The sequence below is a fragment of the Methylobacterium phyllostachyos genome (genome assembly GCF_900103445.1).
In the GTDB taxonomy this organism is placed as follows: Bacteria; Pseudomonadota; Alphaproteobacteria; order Rhizobiales; family Beijerinckiaceae; genus Methylobacterium; species Methylobacterium phyllostachyos.
The window spans coordinates 1-13,491 of record NZ_FNHS01000036.1; the positions used below are offsets into that span (position 1 = coordinate 1).

The 13,491-nt window shown below is 66.0% G+C and carries 10 protein-coding genes; 3 read left to right on the forward strand and 7 right to left on the reverse strand.

Going from position 1 to position 13,491, the window contains the following annotated elements; translation table 11 throughout:
* Positions 1-94 precede the first annotated feature (94 nt).
* A protein-coding gene (locus tag BLQ49_RS28515) for an IS630 family transposase (RefSeq protein WP_091712264.1) occupies positions 95-1,038 on the forward strand; the annotation gives its coding sequence in 2 pieces (ribosomal slippage) (positions 95-431 and positions 431-1,038; 945 coding nt in all).
* Between the two features lie 1,303 nt (positions 1,039-2,341).
* Here BLQ49_RS28515 and BLQ49_RS28525 read toward each other — a convergent pair.
* From BLQ49_RS28525 to BLQ49_RS28545, 5 genes are all read right to left on the reverse strand, one after another.
* Positions 2,342-4,024, reverse strand: coding sequence for an MFS transporter (locus BLQ49_RS28525; protein WP_167627824.1), 1,683 nt, complete (start codon positions 4,022-4,024; stop codon positions 2,342-2,344).
* 223 nt (positions 4,025-4,247) lie between these two features.
* Complete coding sequence (locus BLQ49_RS28530; RefSeq protein WP_091722997.1) at positions 4,248-5,930, reverse strand: cation acetate symporter; 1,683 nt, start codon at positions 5,928-5,930, stop codon at positions 4,248-4,250.
* Positions 5,927-6,301 (reverse strand): DUF485 domain-containing protein, encoded by a 375-nt coding sequence (locus tag BLQ49_RS28535; protein WP_091723000.1) that lies wholly within the window; start codon positions 6,299-6,301, stop codon positions 5,927-5,929. Before BLQ49_RS28535 ends, BLQ49_RS28530 begins: the two co-directional genes overlap by 4 nt.
* Positions 6,302-6,438: 137 nt before the next feature.
* Positions 6,439-8,385 carry an acetate--CoA ligase gene (acs, locus tag BLQ49_RS28540; protein WP_091723003.1) on the reverse strand — a complete coding sequence of 649 codons (1,947 nt, stop codon included), beginning with the start codon at positions 8,383-8,385 and terminating at the stop codon, positions 6,439-6,441.
* 275 nt (positions 8,386-8,660) lie between these two features.
* Positions 8,661-11,015, reverse strand: coding sequence for a PAS domain-containing sensor histidine kinase (locus BLQ49_RS28545; protein ID WP_091723006.1), 2,355 nt, complete (start codon positions 11,013-11,015; stop codon positions 8,661-8,663).
* A 332-nt stretch (positions 11,016-11,347) separates the two neighbouring features.
* Between BLQ49_RS28545 and BLQ49_RS28550 the strand changes: the two genes are divergently transcribed.
* On the forward strand, positions 11,348-11,836 hold the full coding sequence (locus BLQ49_RS28550) for a phasin (RefSeq protein ID WP_091723008.1): 489 nt from the start codon (positions 11,348-11,350) through the stop codon (positions 11,834-11,836).
* A gap of 130 nt (positions 11,837-11,966) precedes the next feature.
* Positions 11,967-12,338 carry a hypothetical protein gene (locus BLQ49_RS28555; protein ID WP_091723011.1) on the forward strand — a complete coding sequence of 124 codons (372 nt, stop codon included), beginning with the start codon at positions 11,967-11,969 and terminating at the stop codon, positions 12,336-12,338.
* 84 nt (positions 12,339-12,422) lie between these two features.
* On the opposite strand, the gene BLQ49_RS28560 is transcribed toward BLQ49_RS28555, so the two are convergent.
* Complete coding sequence (locus tag BLQ49_RS28560; RefSeq protein ID WP_091723013.1) at positions 12,423-13,070, reverse strand: L,D-transpeptidase; 648 nt, start codon at positions 13,068-13,070, stop codon at positions 12,423-12,425.
* Between the two features lie 125 nt (positions 13,071-13,195).
* On the reverse strand, positions 13,196-13,491 hold a 296-nt coding region (locus tag BLQ49_RS28565), incomplete at its 5' end, for a transglutaminase-like domain-containing protein (RefSeq protein WP_143012378.1).

Consider the following 13,491-nt stretch of genomic DNA (forward strand, 5'->3'; position numbering starts at 1 on the left):
CTAGAGCGTTTTCGGTTTGAGCTGAATCGGCCAGTTGGGGTTCACGTCGGGCTGTCGAGTTGATTCATTGCGCGCTCCAGATGAGGAGCAGAGCATGGGCCGACCCTACAGCCAGGATCTGCGTGAGCGGGTGGTGGACGCGGCAGGTGCGACCTCGCGTCGGCAAGCGGCCAAGCGCTTCGGGGTCGGTGCCGCAACGGCGGTCCGCTGGATGACGGCACTGGCCACGACCGGCACAGTGGCGGCCCGGCCACAAGGGCGGGCGCGCCGCTCCAAGCTCGATCCGCACGAGGCGTTCCTGCGCGGCCTGATCGCCGATCGGGACGACATCACCCTGGAGGAGATGCGGGTCCGCCTGCGGGAGGAACACGCGCTCACAGTCGGGCTGGGCACCCTGTGGGCTTTCCTCGACGCGCGTGGCCTGACGTACAAAAAAAGACAGCCCACGCGACCGAGCAGGATCGCCCGGACGTGAAGGCCGCCCGCGAGGCGTGGTTTGAGGGCCAGCCCGACCTCGATCCCAGCCGCCTCGTGTTCCTCGACGAGACCTGGACCGCCACCAATATGGCCCGCACCCGCGGGCGCTCACCGCGTGGGGAGCGGTTGCGCTCACCCGTGCCGCACGGTCATTGGAAGACCACCACCCTGGTGGCGGGTCTGCGCCTGTCCGGGATCGCCGCGCCGTTCGTGCTGGACGGGCCGATCAACCGCGACGCCTTCCAGACTTACGTCGAGCGCGTGCTGGTGCCCGAACTCACGCCCGGCGACATCGTCGTGATGGACAACCTCGGCAGCCACAAAGGCCCAGCTGCGCGCGCGGCCATCGAGGCAGCGGGCGCGCGACTGCTGTTCCTCCCGCCCTACTCGCCGGACTTCAACCCGATCGAGATGGCTTTCTCCAAGCTCAAGGCGCTGCTGCGCAAGGCCGCCGAGCGCACCGTCGAAGGGCTATGGTCAGCCATCGGACGGCTTATCGACACCGTCACCCCAGACGAGTGCGCCAACTTCTTTGCTGCGGCAGGCTACGATCCAGATTAAAACGAAAATGCTCTAGGCGGCCAAACACGCGCAGCGAACGTCGCTGCGCCCAAAAGGGCGATGTAGCGCAAATCGGGGCCGGTCCCGGGATGATCGCAGCTGCGCGGTCGTGCTCCGGCGCGCCCGTTTTCACCGCTTCGCAAACCACGCCGAGGGCCAAGCACGACCACCGCGTGCCGACGAGGCCGTTAACGATCCCGTAAAATTAACAGATGTGGTCCGATATCAGTCGGACGACCCCAAACATCGCGACGTTGCCTATAAAGCTTACAGCGTTTTTGGGAATGCGTAATCCGAAGTCTTCCATCAAACAATGGCGGTAGAATTTATAAATCGCGACCCATATCTACAGCAAAGACCATAAAAGACCAGAGGAAAGGTCGGGGTTGATATCCAAACTCCATCAGGTCATCATCGCGGAAACTTGGGCAAGGTGAGTGCGCGATGCATCTCCTTCAGCACATCTGGTCGGGGTGACGCGATGTTGGTCGCTTTGATGTTGTTCATGGTGGGATGGGTCATCGGCAGATCCTCTACTGCGGTCGTCCTGGCCATGACGTCGACTGTAGTTATGTTCACGGCAGTGACGATTTTTCTGTCCACTTACAGGTTCGATTTGCTCCATGTGCTGATCACGTTTGGCTATCTCGGTGCTCACCAATCGGGCTACCTGCTCGGCGCCTATATGGGCGCATACCACCAGAACAATTGACGCCCTGACCCGCGCCTACCACCACCAGACCAACCGGCCCGCAATATGGTTGATCGTGTACCACAAGATCATCGTCGCCGATGGCCAGACGACCACAAGTAGAAGTGGCGGTCTCTTAGCAGTCCGGCTTTGCTGTCGAATCGAGACATTGTTCACGTTCTGAATCCTGGCATACCGATCTTGGGTGCCCCAATTACGGGCAGAGACCGATTTTTGTTCCCAGATTGTAGTGACCAAACGCTTGGATGCGGTTCGAGCCGGTTTAAAGTCAAGACAGCATGACCTGACAACCAGCTCTGACTCACAATCGCGCGAGCCCAAGATCGCACAAGAGTTCCTTGTATTAGAGTCTTATGAGGCCCTGAATAAGGAGGGTCTATTATATTGCCCGGCAAGTCGATATATTGAATCTATCTCGTTGCGTATTCGTTCAAGCGCAGGGGATTGACTCGTTGCCGGGACGTTCATGCATGACCGCGCGTCCCGCACCGGCCCGGCCCGAGACGAGTCGCCATGGGCGCACACGAAGGCACCCGTGCGGTGAGAGCGTGCTGGGTCGATGAGACGTCCGACGCGCTCGCGTCGGACCGCTCAGACATCCGCGAAGATGTCCCGATCCTTCGTTTCCGGCACGAAGATCAAACCGATGATGACGGTCGCGACGGCGATCACGATCGGATACCAGAGGCCGAAGTAGATGTCGCCGGTCTGGGCCACCATGGCGAAGGCGGTAGCCGGCAGCAGCCCGCCGAACCAGCCGTTGCCGATATGGTAGGGCAGCGACATCGAAGTGTAGCGAATTCGAGTCGGGAACAGCTCCACCAGCATGGCGGCGATCGGGCCGTAGACCACGGTCACGAGCAGCACGAGGAGGAACAGCAGGCCGATCACCTGCGCGACCTGCGGCCGGAAGACGTCGAACGGGTTCGCCATCTTGACGATTCCGGCATCACCCGCCTTCGGATAGCCGGCTGCCTGGAGCGCCGCAATCGTCGCCCTGTTGGCATCGAGGTTGCCCCCTTCTGGGTAGGGAATCTCGGTGTCGTTGACCCGAATCGTGGTCGGTTGCCCGGCGGCGCCGGGGAGAGTGGTGTAACGCACCGAGGATTTCGACAGGAAGTCGCGGGCGAGGTCGCAGGGTGCCGTGAAGATTCGCGTCCCTACCGGGTTAAACAGGGTCCCGCACGCGGCCGGGTCGGCCGTCACCGTAACCTTGACCGACTCGATTGCCGCTTCCAGCTTCGGGTTGGCAGCCGAGGTGATGCCCTTGAAGATCGGGAAGAAGGTCGCCGCCGCGATAGCGCATCCCGCCAGGATGATGATTTTGCGGCCGATCATGTCCGACAGCCAGCCGAACACCACGAAGAAGCCGGTGCCGAGGAGCAGCGACCACGCGATCAGGAGATTGGCGGTATAGCCATCGACCTTCAGGATCGATTGAAGGAAGAACAGCGCGTAGAACTGGCCCGTGTACCAGACCACGCCCTGGCCTGCGACGAGGCCGAACAGGGCAATGATCGCAAACTTTGCATTCCGCCACTGGCCGAAGGCTTCCGTGAGCGGCGCCTTCGAGGTCTTACCCTCCTCTTTCATTTTCTCGAAGGCCGGCGATTCGGAAAGCTGGAGCCGGATCCATACCGAGATCCCGAGCAACAGCACCGAGACCAGGAACGGGATGCGCCAGCCCCACTCGGCGAAGGCGGCCTCGCCCGTGAAGGTGCGGGTCGCCAAAATGACGAGGAGCGACAGGAACAGGCCGAGCGTCGCGGTGGTCTGGATCCAGCTCGTGTAGAAGCCGCGCCGGCCGTTGGGCGCATGTTCGGCCACGTAGGTCGCTGCGCCGCCATACTCGCCGCCGAGCGCCAGTCCCTGAGCCAGCCGCAGGACGATCAGGATGATCGGCGCGGCGATGCCGATCGTGGCGGCGTTCGGCAGCACGCCGACGATGAAGGTCGACAGACCCATGATCAGGATCGTGACAAGGAAGGTGTATTTGCGCCCGACAAGATCGCCGATGCGGCCGAAGACCAGCGCGCCGAACGGGCGGACGATGAAGCCCGCCGCGAAGGCGAGCAACGCGAAGATGTCGCGCGTCGCCGGCGGGTAGGCCGAGAAGAACTGGGCGCCGATGATCGCCGCGAGTGAGCCGTAGAGGTAGAAGTCGTACCACTCGAACACGGTGCCGAGCGAGGATGCGAAGATCACACGCTTTTCGGCCGCATTCATCGGCCGCGCGGCATCCCCCGTCCGCGGGATCGCGGTTGCCCCAGCCATCGACGAAACCCTCCCGAGACCAAGTTTTCGCGCTGTCCGCTCCCGGGCGAACCCTGCGCTCAGCGCAGCTCACATTTGCGTGAATGTAAGGTGGGATGGGGTCAACCGGGAAAGCGTTCGTGCACCACGTCATCAACACGGGGGTGCCCACTCACCGGGTCCGCGAACGAGAAAGGGCGCAGCTCGCGCCGCGCCCTTCTGCTGACCTGCTCTGCCGGATCGGTCAGTGCGCGTGCGCGCCGGCCGCACCGATCCCGGTTTCGGAGCGCACATATTGCGCCTCGAAGGCGGCGCGCTCGCGCTGAGCCCGCCGAGACTTGTCCAAGAGGGACACGACCCAGATCGTGGCGAAGGCCAGCGGCATCGAGAACAGCGCCGGATTATCGTAGGGGAAGAGCGGGGCTGGGTTGCCCAGCGTCGTCACCCACACGGCCTTCGACAACACAACCATAGTGACCGCCGCCAGGAGGCCGACCAAGCCGCCGGCCAGCGCCCCCCAGGTGGTGGTGCCACGCCACAGGATCGACATGGCCAGAACCGGGAAGTTGCAGCTCGCCGCCACCGCGAAGGCCAGGCCGACCATGAAGGCGACGTTCTGGTTCTCGAACACATAGCCGAGATAGATCGCCACGATCCCGATCACCACCGCCGAGATCTTCGACAGGTTGACCTCATGCTTCTCGGTGGTGCGCCCGCGGGCGATCACCTGGGCGTAGAGGTCGTGGCTGATCGCCGAAGCGCCGGCCAGCGTCAGGCCGGCGACGACCGCGAGGATCGTGGCGAAGGCCACCGCCGAGATGAAGCCCAGGAAGTACGGGCCGCCGACCGCGTTGGCGAGGTTCACCGCCACCATGTTGGTGCCGCCGATCATGTCCTTCAGCTTGTCGAAGGCGCCGGCCGGCCCGAGCTTGAAGTAGATCGGGTCCGACATCAGCAGGGCGATGCCGCCGAAGCCGATGATGAACGTCAGGATGTAGAAATAGCCGATCAGGCCGGTGGCGTAGAACACCGACTTGCGGGCGGCTTGGGCGTCCGAGACCGTGAAGAACCGCATCAGGATGTGCGGCAGGCCGGCCGTGCCGAACATCAGGCCGACGCCGAGCGAGAGCGCCTCGACCGGGTTCGACACGAGGCCGCCCGGCGCCATGATGGCGTCGCCCTTCGGATGGACCTGCACCGAAGCGGCGAACAGGGTCTCCGGGTTGAAGCCGTACTTGAACAGCACCGCGCCGGCCATGAAGGTCGCGCCGCCGAGCAGCAGGCAGGCCTTGATCACCTGCACCCAGGTGGTCGCCTTCATGCCGCCGAAGGCCACGTAGACGATCATCAGCACGCCGACGATGATCACCGCATAGAGGTATGGCAGGCCGAACAGGAGCTGGATCAGCTTCCCCGCGCCGACCATCTGGGCGATCAGGTAGAAGGCCACCACCACGAGGGTACCCACCGCCGAGATGATGCGGATCGAGGTCTGGTCGAGCCGGAAGCTCGCCACGTCGGCGAAGGTGAACTTGCCGAGGTTGCGCAGCCGTTCCGCGATGAGGAACAGCACGATCGGCCAGCCGACCAGGAAGCCCGTCGAGTAGATCAGCCCGTCGAAGCCCGACGTGTAGACGAGGCCCGAGATGCCGAGGAACGAGGCCGCCGACATGTAGTCGCCGGCGATCGCGAGCGAATTGGTGCCGGCCGAGATGCCGCCGCCCGCTGCGTAGAAGTCGGCGGCCGATTTGGTGCCCTTGGCCGCCTTGTAGGTGATGCCGAGCGTCAGCAGCACGAAGAACAGGAACATCAGGATGGCCGGCCAATTCGTGGCCGATTGCTGCACGGCACCGAGATCCGGGCCGGCCGCGTAGGCTGCGCTGGCCGCGACGGCGGCGAGGGGCAGGCCGAGGAGGAGGCGGTTCATCGGCCGAAGCTCCGCTTGAGGGAGTCGCTGAGCGCGTCGAAGCGCGTGTTGGCCCGGGCCACGTAAATGCCGGTCAGCAGGAAGGCGAACAGGATCACGAACACGCCCACGAACAACCCGAGCGAGGCGGTGCCGCCGACCTTCACGGCGAGCAGTGACTTGTCGAAGGCGATCAGGCCGATGAAGCCGAAATAGACGATCAGCATCAGGATGGTGAGCGTCCAGGCGAAGCGCGTGCGCTCGCCCACGAGTTGCTGGAATTCCGGGGACCGGGCGATCCGCGCAACCTGCGGATCCTGATCTGTCCCGAGGGTGGCTGTCCCTGGGGGCGCCGGGCGTCCCCGGGCGCCGAGTGTCGTGCCGCTGCTCATGACTGTTCCTCCCGCGAGGGCTCTCCGGCCCCCGGGTTCATCGCGATTGTCTTGCGTGGTTCTTGTTGGAGGCGGGCGCCGCACCGGCATCCGCCCCGATGAAGTCCCGCGCCGCCGTCTGGGAGGCGCGGACACGATCAGGCCCGATTTTGCCGGTTCTCGATCAGGTCATCAACGACGGCGGGCTCCGCCAGCGTCGAGGTGTCCCCGAGCGAACCGAAATCGTCCTCGGCGATCTTGCGCAGGATGCGGCGCATGATCTTGCCCGAGCGGGTCTTGGGCAGCCCCGGCGCGAACTGGATGAGGTCCGGCGAGGCGATCGGCCCGATATCCTTGCGGACCCAGGTCACGAGCTCCTTGCGCAGCGCGTCGTCGCCCTCCTCGCCGTCGTTAAGGGTCACGTAGGCGTAGATGCCCTGGCCCTTGACGTTGTGCGGGTAGCCGACGACCGCGGCTTCTGCAACTTTCGGATGTGCAACCAGTGACGATTCCACTTCCGCTGTACCCATCCGGTGGCCGGAGACGTTGATGACGTCATCGACGCGGCCGGTGATCCAGTAATAGCCGTCGGCGTCCCGCCGCGCGCCATCGCCGGTGAAGTACTTGCCCGGATAGGTCGAGAAGTAGGTCTGCTCGAACCGTTCATGGTCGCCGTAGACCGTGCGCATCTGGCCCGGCCAGGAATCGGCGATGCAGAGATTGCCCTCGCTGGCCCCTTCGAGGACCTTGCCCTCGGCATCGACCATCTCAGGTCTGACGCCGAAGAACGGCCGCGTCGCCGAGCCGGGCTTGAGGGCGGTGGCGCCCGGGAGCGGGGTGATCAGGATGCCGCCCGTCTCGGTCTGCCACCACGTGTCGACGATCGGGCAGCGCTTGTCGCCGACGACGTTGTAGTACCAGTCCCACGCCTCCGGGTTGATCGGCTCGCCGACCGAGCCCAGCACCCGCAATGAGGCCCGGGAGGTCTTCTTAACCGGGCCCTCGCCGCCGCCCATCAAAGAGCGGATCGCAGTCGGCGCGGTGTAGAAGATGTTGACCTTGTGCTTGTCGATCACTTCCCAGAACCGGGAGGTCGACGGGTAGGTCGGGATGCCCTCGAACATCAGCGTCGTCGCGCCGTTCGCGAGCGGCCCGTACACGATGTAGCTGTGGCCGGTGACCCAGCCGACATCGGCCGTGCACCAGTACACGTCGCCTTCGCGGTAATCGAAGACGTACTCGTGAGTCATCGACGCGTAGACAAGATAGCCGCCGGTGGTGTGGACCACGCCCTTCGGCTGACCGGTCGAGCCGGAGGTGTAGAGGATGAACAGCGGGTGTTCCGCCTCAACCGCTGCGGCGGGGCAATCATCGGTCACCTGCTCGGCGGCCTCGTCGTAGTAGACGTCGCGGCCGGCCTCCATGGCGACGCTGCCGCCCGTGCGGCGGACCACGATGACGTGGTCGACCAGATCGCTGTCGATGCGCTTGATCGCCTCGTCGACATTGGCCTTCAGCGGCACCTTGCGGCCGCCGCGCAGACCCTCGTCGGCCGTGATCACCACCTTCGAGCCGCACCCCTGGATGCGCGAGGCCAGCGAATCCGGCGAGAAGCCACCGAACACGATGGCGTGGACCGCGCCGAGCCGCGCACAGGCGAGCATCGCGTAGGCGGCTTCCGGAATCATCGGAAGATACAGGGTGACCCGATCGCCCTTGCCGACACCCCGATTGCGTAGGACGTTGGCCATCCGGCAGACCTGCGCATGCAGCTCGCGGTAGCTGATGTGCTTGGACTCGTCCGGATTGTCGCCCTCCCAGATGATCGCGGTCTGATCGCCGCGGCTCTCGAGGTGCCGGTCGATGCAATTATAGGCGACGTTTGTGGTGCCGTCCTCGAACCACTTGATCGAAACCCTGCCGGGTTCGAAGCTCGTATCCTTGACCTTGGAGTACGGCGTCATCCAGTCGATGCGCTTGCCGTGCTCTCGCCAGAAGGCGTCCGGATCGGAAACCGACGCCTTATACATGTCCTGATACTTGGCGTCGTCGACGTGAGCACCCTCCCGCCACGCAGCCTGCACCTCGATGACCTTGCCTTCCATGGCGTTCCATCCCTGATTGGCGTCCGATCGTATCGCGGTCTACGCCGCGCTGCCAGGACTTCCAAAGTAACGTAGCCTACACTGTAAGGCGCCGTTATCCTCGTCGTTTTCCTCAGGCGCCTTCCACTTCCGCTGGATGAATTGGGCGCAATGTAACCGGGTGAGTGAAGCCTCGGTCATACCGTGTCAAGCCGAGTTCCAGGGGAAAGGCGGCATTGCGGTTCCGCCCCCACGAATACTTCATGTTTCGAGCCGCCGACGCTCCGGGCGGAGCCTCAGCCGTTTGCCATCCGGCGTACCGGCATGATGATCTCCACCAGTGTGCCGTCCTCGGCCGGCGTCGACAGTTCGAGGCGGCCGCCATTGGCCTCGACGAGCGCGCGGGGCAGAGCGAGGCCCTCCTCGACCTCTCGCCTGGGATCGGCGGACCGACCCGCGGCGCCGGTATCGCGAACCCTCAGGGCAACACCCGCCCGCTCGGCCGCGCCCGTCGACACGATGATCTGGCCACCCGCCGCCGAACGCCGGATCGCATTCTCGATCACCAGGCCGGCGGCGCGACTCACGGAGCGCTCATCGGCCTCCAGTTCCCCGAGGTCGGTGGAGAAGCTCGTCCGCACGACGACCCGGCCCCGGGCCGCCTCGGCCTGGAACCGCGCCACGCAGCCGGCCGCGAGATCGTTGAGATCGAAAGCCCGTGGTTCCAGATGCAGGGCGCCGAATTCCACAGCCGCGAGGTCGAGGAGATTTCCGACCCGCTCCAGCATCGTCCCGCCCGACGCCTTGATCTCGGCGATGCAGGCGTTGTAGCGCGCGTCGCCGAGGGGGCCGAAAGGCTCCTTCAGCATTGCATCGACGAGGCCGATCATCCCGGTCAGGGGTTCGCGGAATGCGCGATCCAGGCGCGCCAGGGTGTTGCTGGCACCGCTCGATGCGGCCCGGTCGGTCATGCCTGCAGCCGCGAACGAGGAACGGCTTTTCGCCCCGTCGAGGATCGCCACCAGGCGACTGTCCTCCTGGGCTACCCTGACGTCGAGGGTCACTGGCGTGCCTGCGAGCGAAACGCTGCGTGGCCCCCGCGTCACGCCCCGCAGGAGGTCGGCGACGGTGAGCACGCTCTCCCGATCGAACTGCGAGACGAAGCTTCCGCCGACGATCTCCCGGGCCTCACAGCCCAGCAGGGTCGCGGCGGCACGGTTCACCGCTACGATGCGGCCGGCGTGATCGAGGGTGACGATTCCGCTGTCGAGCGCATCGAGGGCGGCCTCGGCGCCGACGGCCCTCTCGCTCTGGTTGGCGCGGGCGAGGCGCTCGGCCGCAAGTTCGGCGGCCGCATCGGCCTCGTCGATCGGGCGCAGGAGCAGACAGATGGCGGGCTCGCCAGTCCAGCTGCAGCGGTTGCTGAGGACTTCGACCGGTCGCGTGCATCCGTCCGTGGTCACGATGGCGGTCACGCGCGCGGCCGGATCTGTGTCCCCCTCGTGCGCAGCACCGGGGAAGAGCCCGCCCAGCCCACGTCCCGACAAGGCTGCGACATCGGCGTGCCCGGTCAGCGCCAGGAGTTTTGCGTTCGCCGCCAGGATTGAGCCAGCCCGATGCACGAGCGCGGGAAGCGGTAGGCCTGCCAGAATCTCAGGCACCGATGCTGCCGCGCCGCTATCGTCGTGCGTCTCAGGCAATCCGGGTTGCGGGCCGGGGAAGGGCATGATCGCGCCGCCTTCCGACTTCGTGCCCTGGCCGGCGGGTTCCGCGTCGTCGCCGGCGTAGCGCGCGCCGAGCGCGCGGGCTATCTCTCGGAACGCGGCATGCTCGTCCGTCGACAGCGGGGTTGCCGGAGGTGCCGGCTCCACACTGCCAGGCGGATCGGGCTCGGCCGGCATGGGAGCCGGGGGTAGTGGCTCGGGGATTTCCGCCGAACTGGGCGGTACGGCCACGACAGACGACGCCTCGGTGACGCGGACGGTGGGTCCCGGCGGCAGAGCGCGGATCAGACCGAACCCTGCGAAGCCCGCATAGGCCGCATCGCCGCGACCGAGCGGGGCGCCGGACAGCTCGACGCGGAACGGACCGGTGCCGGCATCCAAAACGGCCGGCTCGCCGCGGAACGTGCGGCGCTCGTGCAGCGCCGCCAGCACGCCCTCGGCGCCGGCGATGCGGCCGGCCGCCGTCAGATCCTGCCAGCGCTGGCCGACAAGGCCCGCGAGGCTTTCCGGGCCGGTCAGCAGGGTGAGTTCGCCCGAGGCATCGATGCGCCACAGGAAGCGATCGTCCCGTTCGACGGGCGGCGCGGGTGGAGGCGCGGCCGGTGCTTCCTGGGGGCACGGGCGCGCCTTCGGCGTTGCGACCGGTGTCGCCGGCATCACCAGGATCACGGGCGTCCCACCGTCGCGGTTGCCGCGGGCCAGCCAGCACAGCACGGGCGGCGCGATCCGGCGGGGGTCGAGCCGCAGCCGCGCGAGACGGGGCGTGCCATCCTGTGGCGTTGCGGACGCAACCTGCCGCAGCAGGTCCCTCAGGCCCGGGCCGGAAAGCATGTCGGACAGGGGGCGCGCCGCCGGGGAGGCGTGCAGGATCGTCCCAGCGCCCGTGTCGAGCACGAGATACACCGGATCCGGGACGGCAAAGACCATCGACAGGGTCGGCAACCGACTCCAGCCCGCGAAAGCTGCGGCGAGGCCGTGTTCACGGTCTGGTTCGGCCGGTATCAGTGTCGTCTCCAACGTCCGCGACCTCGAACCCACACGCGTCCCAGTGCTTCCGAGTCTCCTGGCGCGAGAAACCCGCACCGTCGGAGCTTTGTTGTAAACTCCCTGTCGCCGCAGCGCTGGACTCTGGCAACAACCGTCACACGTTTACGTCATGTCAACCTTAACGCCGAGGGCGTGGGTGGCATATGGGTACGAATCGGTTATTGTGCAGTGCACAAAACGCCATCCACAGGCGGAAACAAGAGGAGACGTACATGAGCAACCCCCCGAATTACGAAGTTCCTGCCGAGATGCGCGACATGGCCGAAAAGAGCGTCGAGCAGGCCCGCAAGGCCTTCGACAGCTTCATCGGCGCCGCGCGGCGCACGGCCGACACGGTGCAGGGTTCCGCGGAGCTCGCGCGCACCAACGCCCGTGACGTCTCAACGCGCGGCTTCGAATACGCCGAGCAGAACGTCAACGCGGCGTTCGATCTCGCCCAGAAGCTTGTCCGCTCCCGCGACATGCAGGAGGCCATGCAGCATCAGGCCGAGTTCGTGCGCAGCCAGTTCGCCGCCATCCAGGCGCAAGCCAAGGAGTTCAGCGGCATAGCTCAGAGCGCGATGCAGCAGGGCGCCGAGCGCGCCAAGTCGGCCATGCAGCAGGGCGCCGACGAAGCCCGCAAGGCGATGGAGCAGGGCCAGGACGCCGCCAAGCAGACGGCCCAGAACGCGCAGGATGCCGCCGAGCGCGCCGGTCACTAAAATCGCTTCCGCGTGGTGATCACTTGGCCCGCTGCCGGTTTCCGGAGGCGGGCCGTCTCGTTTTCGCCCGTATTGCCGCCGAGAGCCGCCCCGCGGACGGGTCGGTCCGCGTCGAGCGAAGGATTTGACGATGCGCCTCGCTGTCTTCGGCCGCGCGCGCCGGCGTGACCCTCTCCGTATGATGATGGCCGCGCTGGCCCTTGCCGCCGCGCTGCCCGGGCCGGCGGCGCGGGCGCAGTATGTCGATGGGCCGGCCTATGGTGGGCCGCCCGCCGGCTATGAGGATCCGGGTTACGAGCGCGGCTACCGCCGCCCGCCGCGCCGGGTGGAGCGCGAACCGGTCGGGTACAATTGTGATGCCGTGCAGCAGGGCATTACCGGGCCGAAGCCGTTTTCCTGCCCGCTTCCCGGCCCCCGGCCCCTCGGCGTGCGCTGCTTCTGCGATCTTCCGATCGCGTCGTTCAGCCCCGCTCAGACCGCGGTCGGACGGGTCGTGCCGTAGAAATAACGCGGCCGCGGCGCCCGGTAGGACGACGCGGCCGTTTCATTCGCCGACGGTGGCGCGGGAGCACCCGCGCCGTTTCGTTCAATTCAGCACGACGACCTTGGCGCCGACCTTAACGCGCTCGTAGAGGTCGGTGACATCGTCGTTGGTCATCCGGATGCAACCCGACGACACGGCCTGACCGATCGTGTCCGGCTCGTTGGAGCCGTGGATGCGGTATTCGGTGTGGCCGATATACATGGCGCGGGCGCCGAGCGGGTTCTCGATGCCGCCGGCCATATAGCGCGGCAGGTCGGGACGGCGGGCGATCATGGCCGCCGGGGGCGTCCAGGACGGCCATTCACGCTTGGCCGTGATGGTGTTGGTGCCACTCCAGCTGAAGCCCGGGCGGCCCACACCAACGCCGTAGCGGAGCGCCTGACCGTTGCCGAGCACGTAATAGAGTCGGCGCTCGGCGGTTGAGACGACGATCGTGCCGGGCGCGTAGGGGGCGTTGAATGCGACGACCTCACGGGGGATCGGCTGGACTTGCGCCTGCGGCGCGGCTTGTACGCCCTGACCGTAGCCCGGAGCATAGGTGCCCTGGTAACCATACTGGCCTTGATCTTGGTAATACCCGTCCGCATCCTCGTTTCCGAAGGGATCGTAGGACGAGGCGGCAAGCGCGGGCATTGCGCCAAGAACAGTCGCGCCCAGCAGCGCGGCGAGTGCGGTGACCGAGATCTTCATGGTTGGCCTGCCTGTGCAATAACCTTTGCCATTACAAGCGTGAGCATAGGGAGACAGTTCCATACAACCGCCACGATTTTGGAGGGCGGTGGAATACGCAGCGCCGCTCGCGCGTATAGGCCGGCTTAGACGACCTCGTCGGTATGCACGTCGAAGCGCGCGAGATGGGCGTATCCGAAATTGGTCGAGATCGCGCAGTCTGTCGCGTCGCGTCCGCGGGCCATGACGATACGTCCGATGCGGGGTCGGTTGTGGCGGGCGTCGAACGTGTACCAGCGCGGTCCTTCGGGGCCTTCGAGGAAGACCTCGAACCATGCGGAGAAGTCCATCGGCGCCGGGTCCTTGGGCACGCCGATGTCGCCGAGATAGCCGGTGGCGTAGCGGGCCGGGATGTTCATGCACCGGCACAGGGTAATCGCCA